18 protein-coding genes and 3 pseudogenes are annotated in these 26,916 nt (G+C 69.0%); 14 read left to right on the forward strand and 7 right to left on the reverse strand.

The genetic code is table 11. From position 1 onward, the window contains the following. Positions 1-36: 36 nt before the first annotated feature. The 11 genes and pseudogenes from arfA to HW837_RS41090 all read left to right on the forward strand — a co-directional run bounded on the left by arfA (position 37) and on the right by HW837_RS41090 (position 14,801). The gene (gene arfA / locus HW837_RS41045) at positions 37-1,566 is read left to right on the forward strand and encodes an arabinosylfuranosidase ArfA (RefSeq protein WP_045562208.1); all 1,530 of its coding nucleotides are present in this window, start codon (positions 37-39) and stop codon (positions 1,564-1,566) included. Between the two features lie 12 nt (positions 1,567-1,578). Next, the gene (locus HW837_RS41050; protein WP_045562207.1) at positions 1,579-2,529 is read left to right on the forward strand and encodes a glycoside hydrolase family protein; all 951 of its coding nucleotides are present in this window, start codon (positions 1,579-1,581) and stop codon (positions 2,527-2,529) included. Continuing rightward, the gene (locus tag HW837_RS41055) at positions 2,526-3,104 is read left to right on the forward strand and encodes a hypothetical protein (RefSeq protein ID WP_193381795.1); all 579 of its coding nucleotides are present in this window, start codon (positions 2,526-2,528) and stop codon (positions 3,102-3,104) included. The genes HW837_RS41050 and HW837_RS41055 overlap by 4 nt, the downstream gene beginning before the upstream one ends. Next, entirely contained in the window at positions 3,101-5,488 is a 2,388-nt protein-coding gene (locus HW837_RS41060; protein WP_193381794.1) for a carbohydrate binding domain-containing protein, read from the forward strand. The genes HW837_RS41055 and HW837_RS41060 overlap by 4 nt, the downstream gene beginning before the upstream one ends. A gap of 159 nt (positions 5,489-5,647) precedes the next feature. Then, positions 5,648-7,615: a glycoside hydrolase family 97 protein gene (locus HW837_RS41065; RefSeq protein WP_093792082.1), complete on the forward strand. Its 1,968-nt coding sequence runs from the start codon at positions 5,648-5,650 to the stop codon at positions 7,613-7,615. Between the two features lie 187 nt (positions 7,616-7,802). Continuing rightward, positions 7,803-9,236 carry a glycoside hydrolase family 43 protein gene (locus HW837_RS41070; protein WP_045562204.1) on the forward strand — a complete coding sequence of 478 codons (1,434 nt, stop codon included), beginning with the start codon at positions 7,803-7,805 and terminating at the stop codon, positions 9,234-9,236. A gap of 253 nt (positions 9,237-9,489) precedes the next feature. After that, a pseudogene (locus tag HW837_RS41075) lies at positions 9,490-11,256 on the forward strand (family 43 glycosylhydrolase); the annotation flags it as partial. A gap of 45 nt (positions 11,257-11,301) precedes the next feature. After that, positions 11,302-11,709, forward strand: a pseudogene (locus HW837_RS50590) (AbfB domain-containing protein); the annotation flags it as partial. Positions 11,710-11,886: 177 nt separating this feature from the next. After that, positions 11,887-12,327: a VOC family protein gene (locus HW837_RS41080; protein WP_045562203.1), complete on the forward strand. Its 441-nt coding sequence runs from the start codon at positions 11,887-11,889 to the stop codon at positions 12,325-12,327. A gap of 102 nt (positions 12,328-12,429) precedes the next feature. Beyond that, the gene (locus HW837_RS41085) at positions 12,430-13,770 is read left to right on the forward strand and encodes a radical SAM family protein (protein ID WP_234442794.1); all 1,341 of its coding nucleotides are present in this window, start codon (positions 12,430-12,432) and stop codon (positions 13,768-13,770) included. Continuing rightward, positions 13,767-14,801: an aminotransferase class I/II-fold pyridoxal phosphate-dependent enzyme gene (locus tag HW837_RS41090; protein ID WP_045562201.1), complete on the forward strand. Its 1,035-nt coding sequence runs from the start codon at positions 13,767-13,769 to the stop codon at positions 14,799-14,801. Before HW837_RS41085 ends, HW837_RS41090 begins: the two co-directional genes overlap by 4 nt. Before the next feature lie 36 nt (positions 14,802-14,837). Here HW837_RS41090 and HW837_RS41095 read toward each other — a convergent pair whose 3' ends face one another. Next, entirely contained in the window at positions 14,838-15,866 is a 1,029-nt protein-coding gene (locus HW837_RS41095) for a LacI family DNA-binding transcriptional regulator (protein ID WP_093792086.1), read from the reverse strand. A gap of 851 nt (positions 15,867-16,717) precedes the next feature. Between HW837_RS41095 and HW837_RS41100 the strand changes: the two are divergent. Then, a pseudogene (locus HW837_RS41100) lies at positions 16,718-17,401 on the forward strand (aldehyde dehydrogenase family protein). Positions 17,402-17,529: 128 nt separating this feature from the next. On the opposite strand, the gene HW837_RS41105 reads toward HW837_RS41100, so the two are convergent. Continuing rightward, entirely contained in the window at positions 17,530-17,901 is a 372-nt protein-coding gene (locus HW837_RS41105; protein ID WP_193381792.1) for a DUF1330 domain-containing protein, read from the reverse strand. 344 nt (positions 17,902-18,245) lie between these two features. On the opposite strand from HW837_RS41105, the gene HW837_RS41110 reads away from it, so the two are divergent. Further along, on the forward strand, positions 18,246-19,964 hold the full coding sequence (locus HW837_RS41110; RefSeq protein WP_045562199.1) for a cellulase family glycosylhydrolase: 1,719 nt from the start codon (positions 18,246-18,248) through the stop codon (positions 19,962-19,964). A 376-nt stretch (positions 19,965-20,340) separates the two neighbouring features. Here HW837_RS41110 and HW837_RS41115 read toward each other — a convergent pair whose 3' ends face one another. Next, entirely contained in the window at positions 20,341-20,736 is a 396-nt protein-coding gene (locus HW837_RS41115; protein WP_193381791.1) for a GNAT family N-acetyltransferase, read from the reverse strand. 188 nt (positions 20,737-20,924) lie between these two features. Here HW837_RS41115 and HW837_RS41120 point away from each other — a divergent pair, with 188 nt between their 5' ends. Continuing rightward, positions 20,925-22,358: a TolB family protein gene (locus HW837_RS41120; protein ID WP_193381790.1), complete on the forward strand. Its 1,434-nt coding sequence runs from the start codon at positions 20,925-20,927 to the stop codon at positions 22,356-22,358. Between the two features lie 87 nt (positions 22,359-22,445). On the opposite strand, the gene HW837_RS41125 is transcribed toward HW837_RS41120, so the two are convergent. The 4 genes from HW837_RS41125 to HW837_RS41140 form a co-directional block, all read right to left on the reverse strand. Further along, the gene (locus tag HW837_RS41125) at positions 22,446-23,156 is read right to left on the reverse strand and encodes an AAA family ATPase (protein WP_193381789.1); all 711 of its coding nucleotides are present in this window, start codon (positions 23,154-23,156) and stop codon (positions 22,446-22,448) included. 245 nt (positions 23,157-23,401) lie between these two features. Next, positions 23,402-25,039: a carboxylesterase/lipase family protein gene (locus tag HW837_RS41130; protein WP_193381788.1), complete on the reverse strand. Its 1,638-nt coding sequence runs from the start codon at positions 25,037-25,039 to the stop codon at positions 23,402-23,404. A 30-nt stretch (positions 25,040-25,069) separates the two neighbouring features. Next, the gene (locus HW837_RS41135) at positions 25,070-25,804 is read right to left on the reverse strand and encodes an SDR family NAD(P)-dependent oxidoreductase (protein WP_193381787.1); all 735 of its coding nucleotides are present in this window, start codon (positions 25,802-25,804) and stop codon (positions 25,070-25,072) included. After that, positions 25,801-26,910: a 2,3-butanediol dehydrogenase gene (locus HW837_RS41140; protein WP_093792092.1), complete on the reverse strand. Its 1,110-nt coding sequence runs from the start codon at positions 26,908-26,910 to the stop codon at positions 25,801-25,803. Before HW837_RS41140 ends, HW837_RS41135 begins: the two co-directional genes overlap by 4 nt. Positions 26,911-26,916: the final 6 nt, after the last annotated feature.

Consider the following 26,916-nt stretch of genomic DNA (forward strand, 5'->3'; position numbering starts at 1 on the left):
TCCCGTCCTCCCTCCTCTCACATCCGAAAGGCAGTCATGTCCGAGCCCGGCACCACGCCCGCCGCCCGCTTCCCCCTCGATCAGGCCTTCGCGGTCGGCAGCGTCAACCCACGTCTGTACGGATCCTTCGTCGAGCACATGGGCCGCTGCGTCTACACCGGCATCTACGAGCCAGGCCACCCCGCAGCCGACGCCGACGGCCTGCGCCAGGACGTCCTGGAACTGGTCCGGGAGCTCGGCGTCACCACCGTCCGCTACCCCGGCGGCAACTTCGTCTCCGGCTACCGCTGGGAGGACAGCGTGGGCCCGCGCGAGGAGCGCCCGGCCCGGCTGGACCTGGCCTGGAAGTCCACCGAGACCAACGAGTTCGGCCTCGGCGAGTTCATGGACTTCTGCGGCAAGACCGGCATGGAGCCCATGATGGCCGTCAACCTCGGCACGCGGGGCGTCGAGGACGCGGTACGGCTGCTGGAGTACGCGAACCACCCCGGCGGCACCGAGCTGTCCGACCGTCGCGCCGACCACGGCGACAAGGAGCCGTACGGCATCCGGATGTGGTGCCTGGGCAACGAGATGGACGGCCCCTGGCAGACCGGGCACAAGACCCCCGAGGAGTACGGCCGCCTCGCCGCCGAGACAGCCCGCGCCATGCGGCAGGTCGACCCCGAGCTGGAACTGGTCGCCTGCGGCAGCTCCAGCTCCGCCATGCCGACCTTCGCCTCCTGGGAGGCGACCGTCCTCCAGGCCGCCTACGACCTCGTGGACTACGTCTCCCTGCACGCCTACTACGAGGAGATCGACGGCGACCGCGACTCCTTCCTGGCGTCCGCCGTGGACATGGAGCACTTCATCGAGTCGGTCGTCGCCACCTGCGACCACGTCCGCGCCCGCCTCAAGGCGGACAAGCGCATCAACCTCTCCTTCGACGAGTGGAACGTCTGGTACCAGAAGCGGCCCAACCCGCACCACGTCGAGGAGTGGCAGCAGGCGCCGCGCCTGCTGGAGGACGTCTACACCGTCACCGACGCCGTGGTCTTCGGCTCGCTGCTCATCGCCCTGCTGCGGCACGCCGACCGGGTCACCTCGGCCTCCCTCGCGCAGCTCGTCAACGTCATCGCGCCGATCATGACCGAGCCCGGCGGACCGGCGTGGCGGCAGACCACGTTCTACCCCTTCGCCCAGGCGTCGGCATACGGACGCGGCCGGGTGCTGCGCGTCGAGGTGGACAGCCCGACGTACCCGACGGCCCGCTTCGGCGACGTACCACTGCTGCACGCCACCGCGGTGATCGACGACGAGACGGGCGCCGTCACCGTCTTCGCGGTCAACCGCGGCCGGACGGAGGCCCTGCCGCTCGCGATCGATCTGCGCGGCGTCGACGCCCACACCCTCGTGGAGCACCTCGTGCTGGCGGACAGCGACCCGGAGGCCACCAACACCGCGGACCGGCCCGACCGCGTCACCCCGCACACCGCCACCGGCACCACCGTCACCGACGGCGTCCTGCACGCCGAACTCGAACCGCTGTCCTGGAACATGATCCGCCTGACGCCCCGTCAGGACTGAGGGGAGAAACCGATGACAGCCATTGCCCGCCCCCTGTTCCGCGACCCCGTTCACGACGGCGCGACCGACCCCACCCTCATCTTCAACCGGCACGCCGGCGAGTGGTGGATGTTCTACACGAGCCGACGCGCCGACGCGCCGCCGATGAACGACGTGAGCTGGGTGCACGGGAGCGACATCGGGATCGCGTCCTCCGCGGACGGCGGAGCCACCTGGCTGTACCGGGGCGTCGCCGACGGGCTCGACATCGAGCCCGGCCGCCACACGTACTGGGCGCCGGAGATCGTCGACGACGGCACCGAGTACCACATGTTCGTCAGCGTGATCCGCGGTGTGCCGACCCGGTGGGCGGGCCATGCGCGCGTCATCCGTCACTACACGAGCCACGACCTCTTCGCGTGGACCTACCGCTCCACGCTGTCGCTCTCCTCCGAGAGGGTGATCGACGCCTGCGTCCTGCGGCTCCCCACCGGCGGCTACCGCATGTGGTACAAGGACGAGGCCGATCACGCGCACACCTATGCGGCGGACAGCGACGACCTCGCGCGGTGGTCCGTCCGGGGACCCGCCGTCGAGTGCTCCGAGCACGAGGGCCCGAACGTCTTCGAACTCGGCGGCAGCCACTGGATGCTCGTCGACGAGTGGCGGGGACTGCGGGTCCTCCACTCACGGGACCTGGAGACCTGGGAACCGCGAGGACTCGTCCTCGACCGTTCCGGGCAGGGCCCCGACGACGGGGGACACGGCTACCACGCCGATGTCGTCACCAGTGAACTCGGCGCCTACGTCTTCTACTTCACGCACCCCGGGCGCTCCGACGACGGCACCGCACGCCACGGGGACGACGACCGCCGGAGCTCGATCCAGGTCGCCCGGCTGAGGGTGAGCGGAGAGACCCTCGTGTGCGACCGCGACGAAGCCCTTCAGGCCCCCGTCCTTCCGCTCGAAGGGCCGGTCCGGTGACCGGCATCCGACACGCGGCGATGGGAGCCCGCCGCACACCGGTGATCCCGTTCGTCGCCGCGCTCCTGCTCGTCCCCGTGCTCCTGCTCGTGACCGCGTGCCAGGCCGACGAACAACCGGCCGGCTCCGGGGTGACCCTGCTAGACGGCAACCGGATCGAGGTCTCCGGACCGACCCTCGTAGCCGCCCTCCCCGTCGACGACCAGGGAGACGTCGTCGCCGCGCACGCGCGGAGCCAGATCCCGTCGCTCAAGAGCGTGGCGCAGCAGTACCCCGGCGTCCGGGTCCTCATCTCCGACTCCGACGGTCACACGACCAACGGCGCGCTCAACAACTTCGCGGCGAACTGGGCCATCCCGCCCGGACTCGTCGTCGCCGCGGACTCGGCCTCGGCCGGCACCCGGCTGTCCAAGGACGGACAGCTCCACACACTCCTGATCGGCGCCGACGGACACGTGGCCGCCGATTGGGTGAACCAGCCCGCTCCGACGCAGGCGATCGTCGCCGCGCTCCGCACGAGCACGGCGAGCCCCACCACCCATCCCGACAATGTTGTGCGGGGAGAAGCACCATGAGACATGTCATCGACATAAGACGGTTCATCGCAGGCCTGGTCGTCACCATGCTGCTCGCCTGCGCCGCGGTCGTGCTCACGCCGGCCGTGCAGGCCCAGGCGGCGGGCACCTCCTACTACGTGGACTGCTCGGCGGCGGCGAACGGGACCGGCACCTCCGGCTCGCCGTGGAACTCGCTGGCCGGCCCCAATGCGAAGACCTTCGCGCCGGGGGACCAACTGCTGCTGAAGAGAGGGACGACCTGCACCGGCACCCTGCACCCGCTGGGCTCGGGCAGCGCGGCAGACGGGTCGATCTCCATCGACGCCTACGGCACCGGCGCCCTGCCGATCCTCGCCGGAGGCGGCGGCACGGACGCGATCTACCTCCACAACCAGGAGTACTGGGAGATCTCCAACCTGGAGGTGACCAACACCGGTGCCGTGAAGGGCGCGAACGCGCGGCGCGGTGTCTACGTGGTGCTCGAGAACTACGGCACCGGCAACCACTACAAGGTCAGCAACCTCAACATCCACGACGTGAACGGCAACAACTCGAAGGAGGTCGACGGCAGCGCCGGCATCCTCTTCGCCGTTCTCGGGACCACGACACCCAGCTCCTTCAACGACGTCGTCATCGACGGCAACACGGTCGCCGACATCGCCCGCAGCGGCATCAACATGTCGAGCACCTGGCTGTGCCGGCCGTCCATCGGCTGCAACAACCCCGCCTGGACCCCCTGGACGGGTGTCGTCGTCCGGAACAACACCGTCCATGACACCGACGGCGACGGCATCGTCGTGCAGATGTCGAAGGACGCCCTCATCGAGCACAACGTCGTCTACAACGCGGCGAAGGCCCCCAACGCGGCGAACGCCGGCATCTGGGCCTGGGACTCCGACGGGACCGTGATCCAGTACAACGAGGCCTACGGGACCAAGAAGCTCACCGGGAACCCCGACGGCCAGGGCTTCGACGTCGACTACGGGCAGGACGGCACGATCGTCCAGTACAACTACAGCCACGACAACGAGGGCGGGTTCCTCCTCTTCTGCGGCTGCGGCGGCGGGTCACGCCTCAGCAGCAACGCCGTGGCCCGCTACAACGTCAGCGAGGACGACCGGCTCCGCGTCGTCAACATGCTCGGGTCCCAGGACTCGATGTTCTACAACAACACCATCTACGTGCCCTCCGGATCCACCGCGAACATCTTCGAGGTCACCGGCGCCTGGAACGACCTGACGCTCGCCAACAACCTCATCTACAACCTGGGCAGCGGCGGCTACGTCTACACCAGCGGCCAGCCCGCCTCGAACTTCTCCTGGCGGAACAACCTCTTCTACGGCAACCATCCCTCCAGTGAGCCGACCGGCAACGGGAACATCACCGGCGATCCCCTGCTGACCTCGCCCGGCAGCGGCGGCACGGGCATCAACAGCGTCGCGGGCTACCAGATCAGCTCGTCGTCGTCCCCGGCCGTCGGCGCGGGAGTCGTCATCCCCGACAACGGCGGCAAGGACTACTGGGGCTCGACCGTTCCCGAGGTCTGCGCCCCCGACATCGGCGCCGACCAGTTCAGTACGCCGTCCGACACGACCTGCCTCGCGAACGAGAACCTCGGCTTCGAGAAGGGCTCGCTCACGGCGTGGAGCGCGTGGAACTCTGCCTCGGTGGTGAACTCGGGCGCCCACAGCGGGACCTACGCGGTCCGGGTCGGACCGTCGCCCGCCTCCGTGGAGAACTACGTCCCCGTGGCGCCCCGTACGACGTACCGGGTGTCGGGCTGGGTGAAGTCCGCCGTCGCCGGTGAGGTCATGAACGTGGGCGTCAAGAACACCGGCGGCCTCGAAACCGTGGCGAGCGCCAGCGGCACCGGATGGACCTTCGTCTCCGCCGACTTCACGACCGGGGCGGCGAACGGTACCGTGCGCCTGTACTGCTACAAGAGCTCGGGCAGCGGGAACGGTTACTGCGACGATCTCGCCGTCACCCCCGTCAAGAACCACGTGATCAACGGCAACTTCGAGTCCGGTCACACCGTGCCCTGGCGCAACGGTGACTTCTCGCTCTCGGGCACGTCGTCCAACGGCAACGCCGCCGGACTGACGAACGCGTCCCTGAGCAGCGGTTCCCTTTGGCAACTGATCTACACCCTCAAGCCGAACACCACCTACCGGCTGAGCGGCGCGATCGCTAGTCAGACCGCCGGAACCACTACGGCACTGGAGGCCAAGCTCTACAACGGCTCCGCCGTCACGAGTGCCTCGACCACGTCCAGCACCTACTCGAAGCAGTCGACGACCTTCACGACAGGGGCAGGCGTGACCACCGCCCGCGTCTACTGCCACCTCGTCTCCGGAACCGGCGACGGCTACTGCGACGAGGTCACTCTGACCGAACAGTGATCGACGACCCCGGCGGCCGGTGACACCGGCCACGGCAACCAGTGAGCGTGGGCCTCCCGCACGGACCCCGTCCGTGCGGGAGGCCCACGCTCTCCGCCTGATTCCCCACCCCAGTCCGCGCACGCGACTCACTCAGGGAGAGATGTACCGATCATGGAAATGTCACCACGTCAGGAACAGCCCGACCCGCACGGAACCGCCCGCCCGGGGACGCTGTCCCGGCGGGGAATCCTCAGGGGAGCGGCGGTCACCGTGGGGGCCGCCTCGCTGGGCCTCGTCGGCACGGGACAGGCCCACGCGGCCGACGCCACCATGACCGCCACCTCGCCGAACGGCAGCAACAAGATCACGGTGTCTCTGGTCGGCGGAGCGCTCACCTGGTCGGTCAAGCGCGCCGGCACGACGGTCGTCGACACCTCGGTGCTCGGACTCGCGATGAGCGACGGCACCACGCTGGGCACCGCGAACACCGTGATGACCAACTACCAGCACTGGACCAAGGACAGCACCTGGACCACGGTGTACGGGCGCAACGCGACGATCCGCGACCACTACCAGGAAATGCGCTGGAACCTTCAGGACAGCGGCAGCGGCCTCGCCTTCGGCATCCAGATACGCGCCTACGACACCGGGGTCGCACTGCGCCACACGCTGCTCGGCACGGGCAAGGCCATCATCTCCGACGAGCTGACCAGCTTCGTGTTCCCCGCCGGCACCCTGGTCCACAGCGCCCGGGACGAGAACGCGTACAGCGTGGTCGCACCGGACGCGATCCCGTCCACCGGCACGTCCGGCACGGACGTCGGCCCGCTGACCGACATGCCGCTGCTGGTCACCCTGCCCGGTGGGCTGCGCGCCGTCGTCTGTGAGTCCTCCCGGGTGAACTACCCCCGAGGGATGCTCACTTCGGTCTCCGGGCAGAGCAACACCCTGAAGACGTACCTGATGAAGAAGACCGCCCGGGGCAGCGGCACCGTACAGACCACCACGACCGTCACCACACCGTTCGCCACGCCGTGGCGGGTGCTCGTCCTCGGATCCTCCGACGCCGACCTGGTCGACAACGCCGAACTGGTCCTCAACCTGGCCCCGGCCAACGCCCTGACGGACACGACGTGGATCCGGCCCGGCAAGGTGTTCCGCTGCAACCTCACCACCGCCGCCGGGATCGCCGGCGTGGACTTCGCCGTCGCCCGCAACCTGGAGTACATCGAGTACGACGCGGGATGGTACGGGCCGGAGTTCACCACCACCGACGCGACCACCGCGATCGCGGACATCGACCTGCCCATGGTGATCGACCACGCGACGACGAACGGCGTCGGCGTCTTCCTCTACGTCAACCGGCTGGCCCTGACCGACCCCGACACCTTGTTCGCCCTCTACAAGAACTGGGGCGTCGCCGGTATCAAGCTCGGCTTCATCAACGACGGCACCCAGGCCATGACCAACCAGATCATCACCTGGGCCAAGACCGCCGCCAAGTACAACCTGTTGATCGACATGCACGACGACGTGCGGCCGTTCGGCTACGAGCGCACCTACCCCAACTGGATCAGCCTGGAGGGAGTCCGCGGCAACGAGCAGTTCCCCACGGCCACCCACAATGTGACCCTGCCCTTCGCCCGCAACGTGGGCGGACCGATGGACTACACCATCTGCTACGGGCAGTCCCGCAACCTGACGACCAACAACCACCAGATGGCGATGGCGGCGGTGTACTACCAGCCGCTCAACTTCCTCTACTGGTACTCCACCCCGTCGTCGTACGCCACCACCGCCAACTGGCCCGGACTGGCGTGGTTCGACGCCGTCCCCGCCACCTGGGACGAGAGCACCACCCTCACCGGTTCGATCGGCGAGTACATCGCGGTCGCCCGCCGCAGCGGCACCACCTGGTTCCTCGGCGCGATGACCAACGAGACCGCCCGCACCCTGTCGGTCCCGCTGGACTTCCTCGACAGCGGCGTCACCTACACCGCCACCGTATACGCCGACGGAACCGCGGGAACGGTCCCGCGCGCCACGCCCACGGTGGTCAGCACGAGGAGCGTGACCTCCTCGACGATCCTCAGCATGGCGATGACCAGCGCGGGAGGTCAGGCGGTCATCCTCAGACCCAGCTGACGCCGTAGAACGATTCAGTCGCGCGGCGGGGCCCGTTCACGCACGGAACATTTCGAGCGCAGATTCGCCAGTCCCATTGACGTGCTCTTGGCCGAAACTTATCTTCTGTCGAAGTTACGCACAGTGATCGAAATTTCGAACGTATGGTCAATCGATCAGGGCACCCGTAGCACGACAGGAGACGCACATGGCCAGGCTCATCGGCCGGCTCGCGGCGATAGTGATCGCCGCCTGCCTACTCTTCACGTCCCAAGCCTTGACCGCACCCGAGCGGGCCGCCGCCGCCGACCCCGGCTACCTGATGGTGCACTTCACGGGGGAGGGGTCGACCAACCAGCAGATGTACCTCTCGCACAGCACCGACGGCGTGAACTGGAACGACCTCAACGGCGGCGGCATGGTCCTGCGCTCCCCGGTCGGCACGAAGGGGGTGCGCGACCCCGCCCTGGTGAGATCCCCTGACGGGAGCAAGTACTGGATCATCGCGACCGACCTGTGCATCGACTGCGGGCAGACGTGGAGCCAGTCCATCAACAACGGCAGCCGCAACCTCGTGGTGTGGGAGTCGACCGACCTGACCACCTGGTCCCAGCCGTGGCTGCTCAACGTCGCCGGAGCGATCCCCGACGGCCGCAACGCATGGGCACCGGAGGCGATCTGGAACCCCGACACCAACGACTACGTCCTGTACTGGGCGACGAACGTGCCCCTCAACGGCGCGACGAAGCACCGCATCTACTACGCCCGCACCACGGACTTCCGTACGATCACCACTCCGCAGACCTACATCGAGCGTCCCGGCTCCCAGGAGATCATCGACACCCAGATCATCGAGGTGCCCTCCGGTGTCGGCAACTACCGCTATGTCCGGGCCTCCGGTGACGGCCAGATCACCCTCGAAGGCAGCAACTCGATCCTGGGTACGTGGACCAATCTCGGCAACCTCTCCGGCATCGGCCTCACCGGCTCCATGGTCGAGGGCCCGATGTGGATGAAGTTCAACGGCACCAACAAGTGGGCCCTCTACCTCGACCAGTACGCCTCCGGCGGCGGATACATGCCGGTCCTGACGACCGACCCGTCCAACCCCGCCGCCTACCAGAAGCAGACGTCGGGCAGCTACAACATGGGCGGCACGAAGAAGCGCCACGGCTGGATCCTGAACCTGACGGCCGCCGAGGAGAGCCGCGTCCTCGCCCGCTGGCCCAACACCGCTGTCAACCGGCTCCAGTCGTACAACTTCCAGGACCGGTACGTGCGTCACACCAACTTCGACGTGCGCATCGACCCGAACGTCAGCCCCGTCGACGACTCCCGGTTCCGGATGCGCACCGGACTGGCGGGCACCGGCACCGTCTCCTTCGAGTCGGTGAACTTCCCCGGCTACTTCCTGCGGCATTCCGGATTCGATTTCCAGCTGGCCTACAACGACGGCACCAGCGCGTTCGCCGCTGACGCCACGTTCCGCCAGGTCGCCGGACTCGCCGACGCGACATGGTCGTCGTTCCAGTCCTACAACTACCCCGACCGGTACATCCGCCACTACGCCTATCAACTCAGGCTCGACCCGATCACCACGGCGACGGGGCGCAGCGACGCCACCTTCCGCCTGACGAGCTGACGCGACCCGACAGGGATGCCGGCGACCGCCCACCCGCCACCGCCCCTCGGCCGGAGGCGGCGCCGGCGTCCCACCCGCGAATGGATTCCTGAGTGTTCGACATTTCGGACTTCGTCCACGAGCTGTTCTCTTCACGGGATGTGAACCCATGCACAGCGTGAGACCTCACGGTCGCCGAAGATTCCGGCTGGGCGCCCTGGCCGCCACCGCCGCGGCCTCGCTCCTGATGGGTGTCGTCGGCCCGGCGTCCCCGGCCCAGGCGGCGGACATCACCGACGGCCTGGCCCTCTGGTACAAACTCGACGCCACCTCGGGCACCGTGGCCGCGGACGCCTCGGGCAACGGCCGCGACGGAACCGTCAACGGCACCGCGAGCTGGGCGGGCGCCGGAGAGGGGCTCACCTTCAACGGCTCCGACACCTACATCAAGGTGCCGGACAACATCATGAGCGGCATGAACTCGATCACCGTCGCGATGGACGTGCGGATCGACGCGACCCAGGCCACCCCGTACTTCCTCTACGGCTTCGGCAACACCACCAACGGCGCCGGCAACGGGTACCTGTTCAGCACCGGCAACTCGCTGCGGACCGCCATCGCCCCCGGGAACTTCTCCACCGAGCAGAACACCTCGACCTCGGCCGCGCTGCCGCGCTCGGTCTGGAAGCACGTCACCTACACCCAGACCGGCACCACAGGCGTCCTCTACCAGGACGGTGTGGAGGTGGCCCGCAACACCTCGGTCACCATCACCCCCGGCTCCCTCGGATCCGGCACCACCACAGCCAACTACATCGGCAAGTCGCTCTACTCCAGCGACAAGCTCTTCAAGGGCAGGATCCGCGACTTCCGGGTCTACAACCGTGCGCTGGCCCCCGGTGAGGTACTCGAAGTCAGCGGCAACACCACGGGCATCGCGAAGGTCACCCTCCCCGCGCTGAAGACCGACGCCCTCATCGACGACGCCAACAGCACCATCACGCTGCCGGTGAAGGAGGGCACGGACCTCACCACGCTCGCCCCGCAGTTCACCCTCGCGCAAGACGCGTCCATCAGCCCCGCCTCCGGCACCCCGCGCGACTTCACCCAGCCCGTCACCTACGAGGTGACCGGCTCCGACGGCGCCAAGCGCACCTGGACCGTCACGGCGCAGATCATGAGGAGCCCGGTCCTCCCGGGACTCACCGCCGACCCGAACATCGTCCGGTTCGGCGACACCTACTACATCTACCCGACCACCGACGGCTTCGCGGGCTGGAGCGGCACGAAGTTCAAGGCGTACTCCTCCAAGGACCTGGTCCACTGGACGGACCACGGCGTCATCCTGGACCTCGGTCCCGACGTCAGCTGGGCCGACGGCCGAGCGTGGGCGCCGGCGATGACCGCGAAGAACGGGAAGTACTACTTCTACTACTCCGCCGACGCGAACATCGGAGTGGCGGTCTCCGACTCGCCCACCGGCCCGTTCACGGATCCCCTGGGCAAGCCGCTGATCGCGAGCGGCGCCTTCACCGGCCAGATGATCGACCCGGCGGTCTTCACCGACGACGACGGCCAGTCCTACCTCTACTGGGGCAACGGCCGGGCGTACGTCGTCCCGCTGGGCGACGACATGATCTCCTTCGACGCCTCGAAGGTCACCGACATCACCACCAGCGGCTTCCGCGAGGGTTCCTTCGTCGTCAAGCGCAACGGCACCTACTACTTCATGTGGTCGGAGAACGACACACGTGACGAGAACTACCGGGTCGCCTACGCCACCGGCTCCTCGCCCACCGGTCCCTGGACCAAGCGGAGTGTGATCCTGGAGAAGGACCTCACGCTCGGCATCAAGGGCCCCGGCCACCACTCCGTGATCCAGGTGCCGAACACCGACGACTGGTACATCGTCTACCACCGCTTCGCCATCCCCGGCGGAGACGGCACCCACCGCGAAACCACCCTCGACAAGATGGAGTTCGACTCGGGCGGCCTGATCAAGAAGGTCGTACCCACCCTGAGCAGCGTCGAGCCGGTCACCAACGGAACCTCCCTGCCGACGAACACCACCCGCTCGCTCCGGTCCGTCAACTTCCCCGGCCGCTACGCCGTCGTACGGTCCGACAGCCTCGGCTACCTCGACCCGGTGACGTCCTCCAGCACCACGGCGGTCAAGCAGAGCGCCACCTTCACCGTCATCCCGGGTCTGGCCGACGCCAACTGCTACTCCTTCCGCGACTCCTCCGGCCGCTACCTGCGGCACAAGGACTTCCGGGTCCGCTTCGACGCCGGCAACGGCACCACGCTCTTCAACAAGGACGCCACCTACTGCGCCCGGCCAGGTTCGACGTCCGGCTCGGTGAGCCTGGAGTCGTACAACTACCCCGGCCGCTACCTCCGCCACTACAACTACGAGCTGCGCATCGACGCCTACCAGGACACCGCCACCTTCCGCGCAGACAGTTCCTTCACGGCGGTCAGCCCGCTGACCTGATCGCACTCCCTCGATCGACGGACGACCCGCACGGCACCGCCGTGCGGGTCACCGCACGTCAGCACGCCTACGCCACCGCGCTCGCCTTCCGGTGACCGCGTGCCGAGCCGTGGGCGAAGGCGTTTTCATGGACCTCAGCGGCCGTCGGCGGCCGAACGAGGAGAGGGAGAAACCGGAATGGCAATTCAGCGGATGGACAACGTCGGCATCGTCGTCGAGGACATGGACGCCGCCGTCGCGTTCTTCGCGGAACTCGGTATGGAGCTGGAGGGCAGGGGACAGGTCGAGGGCCCCTTCGCCGACCGGTGCACCGGACTCGACGGTGTCCGCTGTGACATCGCGATGCTCCGGACCCCGGACGGTCACAGCCGGCTCGAACTGGCGAAGTACCGCAGCCCCGAGGCGATCAGCGCCGGACCGCACGACCGGCCGCACAACATCGTGGGCACGCACCGCGTCATGTTCGCCGTCGACGACCTGGAGGACACCGTGGCCCGCCTGCGCCCCCACGGCGCCGAACTCGTCGGCGGGATCGCCCGCTTCGAGGACAGCTATCTGCTCTGCTACGTCCGCGGCCCGGAGGGCATCATCGTCGGACTGGCCGAGCGACTGAGCTGAGCGGCACCGAACCCACCACGCACAGCGGCGCGGCACGGGGCACCGTGCTTCGCCTGCGGTTTATCCCCTGTCGTCCGGGAACCGTTCATGCATGATGACGGGATGAACCACAGTGACCAGCGCTTCCACGTCATCGTGCTGTCGAACTTCGCGAAGGGCTTCGACAAGTACGCCTTCGCCTACGGCAAGGCGGGCATCCCGGAGAGCACCTATCCCGACCGGTTCCACCTGCTGACCCGCGCGGAGCTGGGGATCGGCATCGGCAAGGCACGACGCCTCCTGGAGCGTCTGGCCCTACCGGGCGACCGGCTGCTGGTGCTGGAAACCACGGTGGACCCCGACACGCTGGTGCCCAACACGGCCACCGGCCTCGGCATGGAACTGCACGAGGCACGCATCCGTTTGTCGGCGGTCCACGAACTCGACCAAGCAGGCGACGAGTTCACCCTGCGCCCCACCACCGTCGAGGACGCGATGGCGGCCTCTCTGCACCTGCACCGTGCGGACCTGCGTCGCTACGCCGACACACGACCGCGCTCGGTCTCGCTCCTGCCGGTCGCCTCCGCCTGCCAGGCCCGCTGTTCGTTCTGCTTCTCCTCGGCCTCGATCTCCAGCGACCAGGCGCCGGCGCGGGTCCCGTGGGACGCGGTCGCCCACTGGCTGGAGCGCGCACGCTCGGCGGGCGCCGAGCGTGCGGTGATCACCGGCGGTGGGGAGCCCACGCTCATACCGTTCGAACAGCAGCTGCGACTGGTGTCCGCCTGCTCGGCGGCCTTCCCGAAGGTCGTCCTGATCACCAACGCGCACACCCTCGCCAAGGGCCCGCACGCCGACCGGGCCGACCGCCTCGCGGCTCTGGGCGCCGCGGGCCTGAGTGTGCTGGCCGTCTCCCGTCACCATCAGGACGACGACGCCAACGAGCGGCTCATGATGCTGCGCACGCCGGTGAACTCAGTGATCGACACCTGGCGCACGGGACGCGACCGCTGGCCGGGGCTGCGGATGCGGCTGATCTGCGTGCTCCAGCACGGGGGCGTCGCCGACGCGGCCGATGTCGCCGACTACCTCTCGTGGGCCGCGGCTCTCGGTGTCGAGGAGGTCTGCTTCAAGGAGCTCTACGTCTCGACCAGCACGGAGTCGCTCTACTTCGACCGCGCCGCCAACGTCTGGAGCCGGGAGCACCAGGTGTCACTGTCCGTCGTCACCGGGTTCGCCGAACGGCACGGCTTCGCCCTCGCGGACCGCCTGCCCTGGGGCGCACCGGTCTACCACGGCACCTGGGACGACCGCCCGATACGGATCGCCGCCTACACCGAGCCCAGCCTGCTCTGGGAACGCACCAACGGGATCGCACGCAGCTGGAACGTCATGGCCGACGGACGGTGCTACGCCTCCCTGGAGGACCGGGCCAGCGAGATCGTGCCGGAAGGCGCGACGGCATGAGGTACGACGATTTCCAGGACTTCCGCCGACGGCAACTCGGCGCGTCCGCACCGCTGTTGGACGCCGCCGAGACCAACGTGTACCGGGCGCTCGCCGCGCTGCGACCGGAGCCCCCGACCGACATCCGCACGGTGCACCGATGCGATCTCGCCCGAGCCTGGCTGCGGCGCTTCGACCTGCCGGAGGAATGGTCCGGCCGCGCCATGGTCTGCCGAGGCGTCCGGCACGGACTGGGGACGGTGTTCGACTGGCTGCGCACCGCGCAAGCGCGGTTGTGGTTGCCCCGCGACGTGTACCCGGTGTACTTCGAGCTGGCCCGCGCCGCCGGTCTGGAGCCCGAGTCCTACCCGACGCTACCGGCACCGGCGCTGCCCGGGGCCCCGGCGGACCACCGGCCCGAGTACCTGCTGCTCGCCAACCCCAGCAAGCCGCTCGGCCGGTACCTGACCGACGCCGAGTGCGCCGCGGTGGTCGCGTGGTTGAGCGCGTCACCACACCGCCGTGTGCTGATCGACAGCGTCTACGACCTGGGGGCCCCGTTCGCCGCCGGCACACGGCGACTGCTGGACACCGGTCGTACGGTCCTGCTGCATTCGGTCACCAAGGGATGGCTGTGGCCACGGACATTCGGCGTGGTCCTCCTGGGCCCGGCACAGGCAGAGCTGACGGACCTGACGGACCTGGCCGAGGCGTTCCGCGCGGACCCTCCGACACCGCCCCAACTGAGGCTGGCAGAAAGCCTGTTGACCGAACACGGCGACGCGCCCGAGCGGGTCGTCGACGAACTGGCCGTACGGGCTGAGCGCTTGTTCGCGCAGTTGCCGGACGAAGTGCTCAAGTCGATTCCCACGGCGAGCCGAACCAGCCCCGGCAACTACTTCTTCCCGGCCGAAGTACCGGCGGAGACACTCCGGCACGAGTACGGGGTGCTCGCCCTGCCGGTCGGTGTGTTCGGGGAGAGCGCTTGGCCCGGCTCCATCCTGACCAGCCTCGCGGACGCCTTCGGCCCGACCCCGACAGCGGCACACTGACATCACCTCCGCCGGCAGATCGAAACCGCCGGGGGGTCACGTCGTGCCGCGGACGTCCAAGGTCGGTGTCAGGACGATAGGAGGTGGCAGTTCGCCCGCGAGGAGTCGGTCGACCTGGTGGATGGCCAGTGCGCCCAGCCGCCGCTTGTCGAGGTGGAGGGTGGTCAGTGGCGGATCGATCAGATCGACGACGCTCAGCCCGTCGTAGCCGACCAGCGCGCAGTCGTCCGGCACGCGGACGCCGAGCCGGCGGGCGGCCCGGAGCGCGCCGATGGCCACCAGGTCGTTGAAGGCGACCACGGCGGTGAGATCCGGGTGCGCGGCGTGCAGCGCCTCGAACGCGGTGGCGCCCCCGGCCGGGGACTGCTCGCCCATGACGATCCAGTCCTCGTCGACGGGCAGCGCGTGTTCGTCGACGAGTTCGAGGAAGGCACGGCGCCGGACCATCGGGGCGCTCGCGCACTCGCAGTCGATCAGGCCGATCCGGCGGTGGCCCCGGTCGACGAGGTGCCGCATCCCGGCCCGGACTCCGGTCGCGGTGTCGACGTGGACCAACGCGTGCTGCGACGAGTCCAGCCCCCGATCGACCACCACCAGCGGCACGTTGCCCACGTACGGCTCCAGCTCCGCGTCGGGATGGCTGATGTAGCCGACGAGAGCGTCGACCTGCTGGCCGAGTGAGCGGACCAGGTCCAGCTCCCGGGACCGGTCGTTCTCGGCGCTGGCCACGAGCACCTGCCACTCGCGTTCGTCCGCGGCCGCGATCACCCCTGCCACGAACTCCGGGAAGAAGGGGTTGACCACGTCGGGAACGATGAGCCCGACGGACACGACGTCCGGGCTGACGAGCCCTCGGCCGAACCGGCTGGGCCGGTACCGCAACTGCCTGGCGACTTCGAGCACCCGCTGCTGCGTCGCCGGGTCGATCTCCCCCTTGCCGTTGATGGCGCGGGACACGGTCTGATGGGACACGCCCGCCGCCTGGGCGACATCGCGGAGCGTGACGCGCTTGCCGGCCCGCGCCCGCCGCGCCCGCTGGTCTTCCGTTTCCCGCTGTCCGGCCACTCTCTGCCCACTCACTTCTGATCCTGTGCCGCCGTATGGGCAAGTCAATCAGGTTCACCGACCGACAACGCCATCCCAGCCCGGTACCACCGCGAGAGCGGACGGCGCCGGACTGGGGGTGGCCGGTTCGGGAGCCGTTCGGTGGCGGGCGTTGACGGGATCCATCCTCCTGGGCAAGAATCTCGTTACCGGTCACGTTAACGGTAACGGCGAGAACGAGGGAGGAACACAGTGGCTTCGACGAGGGGCCCTCTGCCGCACGAGCCCCACCCGATGTTCTGCGGCGTGTTCGGCGCCTGGCATGCGAAGGCGGGCGTCTTCTCGGCACTGCCGGACGCGCCCGAGGAGCCGGACGATCCGCTGCCGTGGTGGCGCCGACTGGGAACCCGGTCGCGAAAGCCGAGCGACAATGGACCGTCGCTCAGTCGGCCGACGACGCGCCTGCGGAGCTGTCCTGCTCCCGGCGGGGAGGGCCGAAGCTGAACACATCGGCCCCCCGGCACCAAGTCATCGGTGCCGTCGACGCACGGGGCCGCGCGGAACCCGTCAGCTCCGGCGCCGTCAGGACGTCAGGACGTCAGGCCGAGTTGCGTGAGCAGTTCGAAGGAGTCGTAGTACAAGCGGTATTCGCTGACGCGACCCTCGCGCAGGCGCCGGAATTCTGCCAGCCCCATCCCATTGGACCGTCCCGTCGGGGGAATCGCGCCGCCGTCGGGTTGGGCGAGAGCCGGGTGTGGGTGCCGGTGACCTCGATCTCCCTGGCGACCTCTTCCCGGGCGGTCATGATGCGGTGCGGCCGGTGTACGAAGTCGAGGTAGGCGGCGAAGAACCCGGCCGCACAGGAGGCCGGCATCCCGGGCGGGGTCGTCAACGTCGTCACCGGTGGCCGTGAGACCGGTGCGCACCTGGTCGCTCACCCCGACGTCGACACCGTGCCTTCACCGGGGCCACCGAAGCCGGACGGGTCATCGGCGAGGTGTGCGTGCGGCTGCTGCGGCCCGCCACACTCGAACTCGGTGGCAAGAGCGCGGCCATCGTGCTGGACGACGCCGACCTCGGCCAGGCGGTACGCGGGCTCGCCGGGGCCTGCCTGCTCAACAGCGGACAGACCTGTTACACCAACTCCCGCATCCTCGCGCCCCGCAGCCGCTACTCCGAGGTCGACGACGTCGCCGCCCTCGCGACCTCCCTGCGGGTGGGAGACCCGTCCGACCCGGCCACCCGGTTGGGCCCGCTCACCTCGGCCCGACAGCGCGACCGCGTCGAGTCGTACATCGACGCCGGCCGGGCCGGCGGGCCTGGAGCGGGGTTGGTTCGTCGAGCCGACGGTCTTCGCCGACGTGGACAACTCCGCCGTCGTCGCCCGCGAGGAGATCTCCGGCCCGGTTCTGGTGGTCGTGCCGTACGGCGGCGACGTCGACCAGGCCGTGGCGATCGCCCGCAGGATGCGCACCGGCACGGTCGGGGCGAACTTCTACAACATCGATTTCGGCGCACCCTTCCGGGGGCGTCAAGGCCAGCGGACTGGGGCGTGAACGGGGCCCCGAGGGGTTGACGGCGTACGTCGAGTACAAGTCCGTCCATCTGCGCCGCTGAGCGTCTGGCTTCGCCGCCCTGATGGGGCCGGCTGACGGATCCGACGGGCCCCGTGGCGATGCGGGTGTCAGGGCTTGAGCACCGCCAGTACATCGTCGAGCGAAACGTTGGTGGGGTCGCTCATGTCGGCGCCGTCGAACGTCTGCCAGATGTAGGACACCGTCCCGTCCTCCCGCAGTGGGTGCAAGTCGGCCAGGTTCGGATCGTCACGGAAACTGTTGAACGCTTCTTCGGAGTCCCATTCGACGACGAACAGAACCTGCCGTGGCGCGAGGTCACCGGCTACGTTGTCCCGGAAACGGCCGAACGTCACCATTCGACCACCGTATTGCGGGGCCACTTCGGGCAGGCGGCTGAAATACGCAAGGTATTTCTCCGCGTCCACCACGTCGAACATGTTCAGGGCGTAAAACTTCCTCTTCTGTGCATTCTCGCTCATTTTGCCTATGTCCTCTTCGATCTCGGGAAACGGGTATCCGGGAAAACCGATCGGTTTCCATCATCGTAAACCGATCGGTTTTCTCTCGCAAGTCCGAGCCGTGGCACGCCGGCCTCGCCGGCGCTCGGAGTGAACTCGCGCAGCTTGTTGCTCGCGGGCCGGATGTCGGCCCGGCCATAAGGAAGCGCTTCGACGCATGACCTCTCGAATCCACACACATTCCATGCGGTTTGGGCCGTTCCCCCCGTCGGAAGCTTGCGTTAGGCTCCCGCAGCGCGTCGAAGCGCTTCGACGGTCGATGCCTTCGACGTGAGGAAAGGCCTTTCGACTCAATGGAGAGTTCTATGCCGAATTCAGCCGGTTTCACTCGCCGCCAGGTCATGACGACCTCCGCGGCCCTCGCCGTCGCGGCGTTGTCCATGCCGACGGCCGCCCAGGCCGCTGCCCGGCCGACCGGCTCCGCCGCGTCGCCGTCCGCGCTGGACGTGGTCGCGAAGATGCAGCCCGGCTGGAATCTGGGCAACAGCTTCGAGGCCATCGGCGCCGACGAGACGGCGTGGGGCAACCCGCGCGTGACCCAGGCGTTCTTCCGCAGATTGAAGGCACAGGGCTTCAAGAGCGTCCGGATCCCGGTGACCTGGGGCCAGCACGAGGGCCCGGCTCCGACCTACACCCTCGACCCGGTGTTCCTGGCCAGGCTCAAGCAGGTGGTCGACTGGGCCCTGGCCGATGGTTTCTACGTTCTGATCAACATGCACGGCGACGCGTGGCAGTGGGTGCCGGACATGCCGGCCCGGCATGACGCGGTCCTGGCCCAGTACACGGCCACCTGGCGGCAGATCGCGGCCGCCTTCCGGGACGAGCCGCGCCGACTGCTCTTCGAGAGCATCAACGAGCCCTTCTTCAACGGCAGCTCCGGCGACGAGCAGAACGCCGTCCTGATGAACGAGCTCAACACGACCTTCCACTCCGTCGTGCGCGCGACCGGCGGAGGCAATGCCGACCGGCTGCTGGTGATGCCGACCCTGGGGGACACCCCGGATCAGCCCAAGATCGACACCCTGCTCGCCACCTTCGCCGCGCTCGACGACCCGAACCTCGTGGCCTCGATCCACTACTACAGCTTCTGGCCCTTCAGCGTGAACCTCGCCGGCTACACGACCTTCAACGCGGCCACCCAGCAGGACCTGACCGACACGTTCGACCTGCTGCACAGGTCCTTCGTCGCCAAGGGGATCCCGGTCGTCGTCGGTGAGTACGGGCTGCTCGGCTGGGACTCCGGCCCCGGCACGGTCGAACAGGGCGAGACGCTCAAGTACCTCGAGTATCTCGGCCACTACGCGCGGTACCGGGGCCTGACCACGATGCTGTGGGACAACGGCAGCCGCTTCAACCGCCGCACCATGCAGTGGAACGACCCCAGCCTCTATGCGCAGATACGTTCCAGCTGGACCGAGCGCTCCGGGACCGCGTCCACCGATCAGCTCTTCGTGCTCAAGGGCAGGACCCCGACGGACGCGACGATCACCCTGAACCCCAACGGCACCAGGCTGATGAGGATCGATGCCGGCGGCCGCCCCCTGGTCCGGGGCGTGGACTACACCGTCAGCGGCAACACGCTGACGATCGCGGCGGCGACGCTCAGCCGGCTGACCGCGCCGCAGGAGCACGGCACGAACGCCGTCCTCTCCCTCCGGTTCACGGACGGAGTTCCGTGGGTCGTCAACGTCATCACCTATGAGAAGCCGGTGCTGACGAGCGCGACGGGTACGACGACCTCGCTGGTGATACCCACCGCGTTCAACGGCGACAAGCTGGCGACCATGGAAGCCGTCTACGCCGACGGCACCCCCGCCGGTCCACAGTCCTGGACGACGTACAAGCAGTTCAACGTGGCCTTCGCACCGGACTACACCGCAGGCACGATCACCTTGCCGACCGCGTTCTTCGGCGAAGTGACTGACGGCTCCGCCGTGACCCTCACCTTCCACTTCTGGAGCGGGGCGGTCCTGACGTACAAGCTGACCAGGTCCGGAACCGCGGTCACGGGTACCTCCGCCTGACAACGGTCCATCGGCAGTGGGAGGAGGAAGGGGCTGCCCTTGCGTCCGTACGGGCCGCGGGCGCGGAGCCAGGCGAGGTGGTGGTCGGCGGAGCGGGACGTCTTGTCGGCGCCGCCCGTGACCGGCTGCCGCCCGCGTGGTCCGCGCCGGGAACAGACGTTGGGTGTCAGATCTCCGACGAGTCGCCCCACCGCTCCTCCCTCGCCGCAACTCGCGCGGAGCTGGGGCGACTTGGCGCGGACTGCCCGGCCGACGACCTCATGCCCCACCCTCCTCCACTCTCTCTAAGGTCGGCCCGGCGAGGTCGACATGGAGGCCGCGTCGGCGCAACTCCAGCAGTGGTTAGCCGTCTGCGCGTCCCGACTCCATGGCGCGATCAGAGGGCGATCAGTCCGGCCGTCGTCTCCTCGAAGCCGCATGCATCGAAGTAGAACGCGCGCAGGTGCTCCTCGTAGTCGACGTGCAGCCACTCGCACTTGGCGTCGCGGGCTCGCTCGGCCGCCGTCGCGACGAGCGTGGTTCCGACCCCTGTCGACCGGACGCGCGGGGCGACCACCGTGTCCAGGACGAAGGCGTGCACGCCGCCGTCCCAGGCGACGTTGACGAAGCCGATCAGAGAGCCGTTTTCCCATGCGCAGACCCAGCCGAGGCTGTGGCGTTCCAGTCGTCCTCGCCAGTCGGTCTTCGCGACCGGGTGTCCGAAGCCGTCGGCATGCAGCGCGTTGAGGGAGCCGTTGTCGAAGTCGCCCCGCCACTCGTACGTGATCGTCACGTGGCGATCGTATGCGCGCGTCGCCCGGCGCTGTGTCCGCGCAGACTCGGAGAGCGGGGCCCGCCGTCGCCGCGTAGATGTGAGAACGGCTGGTTTGCCCTCCCGCCCTGTTGCCCGCGGCGTATCCCCGCTATTGGCTGTGTCCGGCCCGTGTTGCCAGGGGCCAAGGCGCTTGTGGAGGGGGAACGATGCGTTGTGGGAGACGGGCCGCGTTGTGGGCGGTCCTGGTCGGTAGCTGTGTGGCCGTGCTGCCCGTGACCGGGGCGGCGGCGGCCGGTGAGGGGCCCCGGCCCCGGACGGAGCGGATCAGCGTCACGGCTGAGGGTTCTCAGGCAAACGACTACTCGGACGTGGGCGGAATCAGCGCCAACGGCGGATACGTCGCTTTCGACTCCTCGGCGACCAATCTGGTGGCCGGTGACACCAACGGATTTTCCGACATCTTCGTGAAGGATCTGCGGACCGGCACGATCGAGCGGGTCAACGTGGCCGACGACGGCACCCAGGCCGACAACGAGACCACGACGTACTCGTTGAGCGCGAACGGCCGCTACGTCGCCTTCACTTCCTACGCCGACAACCTCGCGCCCGGCGACACCCCTGACGCCCAGGACGTCTTCGTCCACGATCGCCTGACGGGGCGGACCGAGCTCCTGGTGGAGGCCGGGACCACCTGGGCGCAGACGTACGAGCCGTCCATCAGCGCCAACGGCCGCTATGTGGCCTTCACTTCCAGCAGGAGCGACCTGGTGGAGGGGGACACCAACGACCGCGGGGACGTCTTCGTCCGCGACCGCTGGAGGAAGACCACCGAGCGGATCAGTGTGGCCGACGACGGGTCGCAGACGAGCGGATTCTCGGAAGGCGCGGCGATCAGCTGGGACGGCACCCGAATCGCTTTCCGAACCCAGTTCTTGCTCGACGGCGGAGAGGAGGAGGGGACCCGGCCCGAGGCCCTTGGGACCTCCGGTACCTCCGGGACCTCCGAGGCCTCCGAGGCCTCCGGGATCTCCCAGACCTCCGCGACCTCCGAGGTCAAACGGCCGCAGGCCTTCCTCTTCTACGTGCGTGACACCCGGACCGGCCGGACCGTCCAGGCGGCACACACCCGCGACGGCGTCTCCGTGGCCGTCCGAGGCGAGATCGGGCTGAGCCCGGACGGTCGCTACGCCCTCTACGCCAGCGAATGGGGAGGGATCGTGCCGGATGACACCAACGACAAGCGAGACGTCTTCGCCAAGGACCTGAGCACCGGAGCCACCCGGCGCCTCACCCTCGCCCAAGACGGGTCGGAGCCGAACGACCACTCGGCGGGCCAGGTCAACCAGCGCGGGCCCGCGCTCAGCGCCGACAACCGGCGGGTGGTGTTCACTTCGTCCGCCGGCAATCTCGTGCCGGGCGACACGAACGGCGATGCCGACGCCTTTGTGCGCGATCTCGTCACGGGCGAGGTACAGCGGCTGAACGTCACGCGGGACGGAGCGCAGAGCGACACGGCTCAGCGCTCCTCGCCCTTGGTCGACGCCTTCGGGCGGACCGTCGCTTTCGGTTCGGCGGAGAACGACCTCGTGCCCGGCGACACCAACGAGACGGGCGACGTCTTCGTCCGCCGCCTCGCGTAGGACGCGGGTAGGGCGTACCGGCGCCGCCCGTCAGCGGCCGTACATGACGACCGAACCTCCGGTAGGGGGTGCGGGTGTGCGACCGGTCTACGGCTCGAGGACGTGGCGCAGGTAGGTGTGTGGGTCGGCGAGGTAGCGGCGCCAGTGGTCCACGATGGCGAGTTCCTGCCAGGGGGTTCTCCGTATGCCGTGGTCGCCGACCTCGATGATGTCCGCGCCCGGGAGGGCGGTCAGCAAGGGGGAGTGGGTGGCGCAGATGACCTGGCCGCCATCCTTGGCCAACCGGTCGATGTGACCGATCAGTTCGAGACAGGAGGAGAAGGAGAGGGCCGCCTCCGGTTCGTCGAGGACATAGAGCCCGGGGTGCAGGAACTTCCCGCGCAGCGCCGCGAGAAAGCCCTCGCCATGACTGACCGAGTCCGGCGAGAACCCTTCTCTGTCCAGGGCATCCATCGCGGTCTCGGCCCGAAGGAAGAAGCCTTGGCGGGCCGACCAACTGGTCATCATGCGACGCCCGCGCGGGGCCGCGTCGAACTTCATCCGCTCGCCGAGCTCCGACTTGCCCCGGGGGGAGGCGTACCGCCAGTCGTGGGAGCCGCCGTAGGAGTCCAGACCGAACGCTTCGGCGAGCGCCTCGACCAGGGTCGACTTGCCCGACCCGTTCTCACCGACCACGAACGTCACCGGTGCCGTGAACCGTAGCCCCTCGTCGAGCAACTGGCGGACGCAGGGCACCGACCAGGGCCAGGTGTCCTCGTCGTGCGGGGAGAGATGGGCATACGCGCGTTCGACAATCACGCGACCAGTCTCCCTCAGGGCAGGACTCGGAAGCGGGAGCGCGCGCGGCCCTCGATGCTCGCCGGCGCTCTGCTGCCCAGTTGCGCGCGCTCGCACACGACCGGTCGAGGAGGGGCCGTACGCGCATATCTCGCGGCGCCTGGCTGACCTGACCGACCTGACCGACCTGACCGATCAGGTCGATCCGTCCGACGTGACCACCCGCGCCCATCGACGGACAGCGGGCAGGCGGATCGAGGCGTTCCTCAGTCGCGGTTCTCCCAGAAGAGTCTCTCGTCCCGGTCCGGATCGGTGACGATGCGGCAGCTGGCGTCGAGCCACATCGTGGCTCGGTCGGTCAGGGTGTAGGCGGGCCATCTCGGCACGTCCGCCGCCGTGGGCCGGCCCGTGTGGGCGAAGCCCGCCCACAGCTCGCTCATGTGCCGTGCGGTCGCCAGCCGTTCCGGTGATTGGTCCACGCCGAGGACGGAGTCGACGTTCTTGTCGGTGTTGGCGAACTTGAGGTTGATGTCCGAAGCGTGCGGTGAGCCGATGGGGAAGTCGGTACCGGGCACCAGGGTCGGGCTCGGGTAGGCGAGTTGGTACATGAACACGGGCGCGGCACGCTGCGCGCGTTTGGCTTCCGCGATCTTGATCGAGTCGCGCCAGATGGGCGAGGTGGTGATCGCGAAGTAGAGCTGCGCCGGCGTCGCGCCGGGCCGCGAGGCCTGGAAGGTCCGGATGATCCGGTCAAGCTCGGCGCCCTGATACGTGCTGCTCAGCCTGGAGCGTAGTCCGGCCTCGTCGATGCTGAAGATGTCGCGCGGCCCGAACAGGCTGAAGAACACCGACTCGTCGCGGCAGGTGCCGCAGATCAGCGGCTTGTCCGCCGAGAAGGGCGCGGCGCCGTCGGCGAAGGCGTGCCGGGGGATGACGGTGCCGTCGACGAAGGCGCCGAAGCCGGGGCGAGGCCCCGGGTCGCCCCACGGCGGGGCACCGTTCGAGGCTTCCGACTGCTGGATCTCGAGCAGCCTGGTGGCCGGTAGGTCGTGGAGCCGGAGGATGTCCCTCTCAGTCAACCCCAGCAGATCCAGCGTCCGCCGAGCCCGGGCGTTGGCGCCGTCGCGAGTGGGGAAGCGCAGGGGCGCGGCGCTTTCGATCGAGGCCTTGTGGAACAGGGGCGCGGCGGCCGGCATGGTGCAGACGGCGGCGGTCTTGGCGTCGCCGCCGCTCTCGCCCCAGACCATGATGTTGCCGGGGTCGCCACCGAAGTCCTCGATGTTCTCGCTGGTCCAGCGCAGCGCGGCGAGAATGTCCAGCATCCCCTGGTTGGCCGCGTACTCGGGGCCTGCGAGATCACCCAGGAACAGGTGGCCCAGCAGCCCCAGTCGGTGGTTGGACTCGACCACCACCACGTCGTAGAGCTGCGCCAGGTGGGTGCCGTCCTGCCCGGTGGCGGAGCCGGAGCCGATCATGTAGCCGCCGCCGTGGTTGTAGAACATCACCGGCCGCCGACGGCCGTCTGCGGCGGGGGTCCAGATGTTGAGGTAGAGGCAGTCTTCGGAGGGAGCCGGCATCCGGCCGTTGCCGCCCGGCCCCATCTCGCCGCCCGCCACCTGGAACGCGGGATGGGGAAAGCTCACCGTGTCGCGTACGTCGGACCATTTCGTAGGCGGCTTCGGGGCCTTGAAGCGGAGTTCGCCGAGCGGCGGCGCGGCGTAGGGCACGCCGAGGAACTTGGCGATGCCGTCCTCGCGCCTCCCGCGCACCTTCCCGTACCGGGTCGCCGCGACGACCGTGCCCCCGACGGGCCGTGCCTGTGCGGGAAGGGACGTGCTCAACGCGGCAACTGCGGACAGCGAACCGCCGAGCATCGCCCTGCGGTTCATTTCCGAGTCCTCCATCAGACTCCTCCTCGGGAGAGCGCAGCAAGGTCAAACGGCCAGATAGCCGCCGTCGACCGGGACGATCGCGCCATTGATGTACGAGGCGGCGGGGGAGCACAGGAAGGCGATGGCTGTCGCGATCTCTTGAGGTCGGCCGAATCGTCCGAGGGGGACTCGTGCCAGCACCGCCTGTGAGGCTTCCTGGTCGTCGAGCACACCGCGGGCAAGTGGGGTGGTCACGAAGCCGGGTGCCACCGCGTTCACCCGGATGCCGTCCCCGGCGTACTCGGCCGCCAGGGACCGGGTCAGCTGGGAGACTCCGCCCTTGCTGGCACTGTAGGCGGGCCGGTCGCGGCTGCCGAAGAAGGAGAACATCGACGAGACGGTGACGACACTGCCGCCCCGGCGGGCGAGCAGCGGCCGCGCCGCCTGACAGGCGACCAGGGTGGAGGTGAGGTTGACCTCCAGTACCTGGTCCCACCGCGCGAGGCCGTATTCGTCGCGGTCGGCGCTGATGCCGGCGCAGGTGACGAGGTGGTCGAGACGGTCGTACGCCGTGATCCGCCGGGTGAGGGCATCCCGGTCCGTCACGTCCTGCTGAACGACGCGTACCCGCTCGTGGCGGGGCAGCTCGGCGTCGTCGGTCGGCGGCAGGCCGAGGGCGTACACCTCGGCCCCCAGGTCGGCGAGCACGTCGGCGGTGGCCGCGCCGATGCCGGAGGTTCCACCGGTCACCAGGACGCTCTGGCCGGCGAACGTGTCGGCGGCGAGCAGGGGGGTCATCTTTGTTGTTCCGTTCGGTCGGAGGGCGGGTGGGGGACCAGTGCTCCGGGGCGGTGCGAGGCGGGACGGACCAGGATCTTGACCTGGTCGCCGGGGCCGTCGAGCAGTGCCTCGAAGCCGGCCGGTACGAGGTCGGCGAGGGCGATGGTCGACGTGACGACCGCGGTCAGGTCCAGGCCCTGCTCGGCGACGAGCCGGATGAGTTCCGGATAGGTGTCGCGGTAGCCGACGCTGGCGACGATCGACTGTTCGTTGTTGACGAGTGCGAAGGCGTCCAGGGACACCTCCTGGGCGAGGCCGACGAGGACGACCCGGCCGCCACGCCGGGTCGCGGTCAGGCAGGTGTGCAGGGCGCTCTGGGACCCGACCACCTCGAACGCGGTGTCGACGCCCTCCCCGCCGGTCAGCTCCAGGATCCGCTCCCCGGTGCCCGCTTCCCGGCCGTCGACCAGGTCGGTGGCGCCGAGGTCGCCCGCGAGTCGCAGGCGGGTGGGGGACACGTCGACGGCGACGATCCGGCGCACTCCACGTGCCGCGGCCAACAGGACGCAGAGCAGGCCGACCGGCCCCAGACCGACGACGGCGACGGTCTCGGGCGTGGCCCCGGCGCGCCGCAGCGCGTGCAGGGCGACCGAGGCCGGTTCGAAGAGCGCCGCCTGTTCCAGTGACACGGCCTCGGGGAGGCGGTGCGCCATATAGGCGGGGACGGCGGCGTACTCGGCCATCCCGCCGTCGCCCATCAGCCCGGCGAAGCCGAAGTCGCGGCAGATGTTGTACTCGCCGGCCCGGCACCGGGGGCAGGTCCCGCACCGGTAGTTCGGTTCGACGGCCACGCGGTCGCCGACGGCGAGGCCGGTCACCGACGGCCCGAGGGCCGCCACCGTCCCACAGAACTCGTGGCCGAGGACGAGCGGGGCCGTGGAGCCGGAGGCCGGGTGAGGCCCGGTGACCGGGATGGCGTGCGGCCCGTCGGCGTACTCGTGCAGGTCGCTGCCGCAGATGCCGCAGTAGGCCACCTCGATGAGCACCTCCCCGGGCCGGGCTCGGGGGACGTCCACCTCGGCGATGCGGACGTCCTTGGCTCCGTACCAGACGGCGGCCTTCATACGGCG

This window comes from Streptomyces caniscabiei (genome assembly GCF_014930365.1).
Classification (GTDB): Bacteria; Actinomycetota; Actinomycetes; order Streptomycetales; family Streptomycetaceae; genus Streptomyces; species Streptomyces caniscabiei.

What these genes read in the sequence shown, in the direction of transcription:
- arfA (WP_045562208.1), top strand. Translation starts at nt 37, where the DNA reads ATGTCCGAGCCCGGCACCACGCCCGCCGCCCGCTTCCCCCTCGATCAG.
- HW837_RS41050 (WP_045562207.1), top strand. Translation starts at nt 1,579, where the DNA reads ATGACAGCCATTGCCCGCCCCCTGTTCCGCGACCCCGTTCACGACGGC.
- HW837_RS41060 (WP_193381794.1), top strand. Translation starts at nt 3,101, where the DNA reads ATGAGACATGTCATCGACATAAGACGGTTCATCGCAGGCCTGGTCGTC.
- HW837_RS41065 (WP_093792082.1), top strand. Translation starts at nt 5,648, where the DNA reads ATGTCACCACGTCAGGAACAGCCCGACCCGCACGGAACCGCCCGCCCG.
- HW837_RS41070 (WP_045562204.1), top strand. Translation starts at nt 7,803, where the DNA reads ATGGCCAGGCTCATCGGCCGGCTCGCGGCGATAGTGATCGCCGCCTGC.
- HW837_RS41080 (WP_045562203.1), top strand. Translation starts at nt 11,887, where the DNA reads ATGGCAATTCAGCGGATGGACAACGTCGGCATCGTCGTCGAGGACATG.
- HW837_RS41085 (WP_234442794.1), top strand. Translation starts at nt 12,430, where the DNA reads ATGAACCACAGTGACCAGCGCTTCCACGTCATCGTGCTGTCGAACTTC.
- HW837_RS41090 (WP_045562201.1), top strand. Translation starts at nt 13,767, where the DNA reads ATGAGGTACGACGATTTCCAGGACTTCCGCCGACGGCAACTCGGCGCG.
- HW837_RS41105 (WP_193381792.1), bottom strand. Translation starts at nt 17,901, where the DNA reads ATGAGCGAGAATGCACAGAAGAGGAAGTTTTACGCCCTGAACATGTTC.
- HW837_RS41110 (WP_045562199.1), top strand. Translation starts at nt 18,246, where the DNA reads ATGCCGAATTCAGCCGGTTTCACTCGCCGCCAGGTCATGACGACCTCC.
- HW837_RS41120 (WP_193381790.1), top strand. Translation starts at nt 20,925, where the DNA reads ATGCGTTGTGGGAGACGGGCCGCGTTGTGGGCGGTCCTGGTCGGTAGC.
- HW837_RS41130 (WP_193381788.1), bottom strand. Translation starts at nt 25,039, where the DNA reads ATGGAGGACTCGGAAATGAACCGCAGGGCGATGCTCGGCGGTTCGCTG.
- HW837_RS41135 (WP_193381787.1), bottom strand. Translation starts at nt 25,804, where the DNA reads ATGACCCCCCTGCTCGCCGCCGACACGTTCGCCGGCCAGAGCGTCCTG.
- HW837_RS41140 (WP_093792092.1), bottom strand. Translation starts at nt 26,910, where the DNA reads ATGAAGGCCGCCGTCTGGTACGGAGCCAAGGACGTCCGCATCGCCGAG.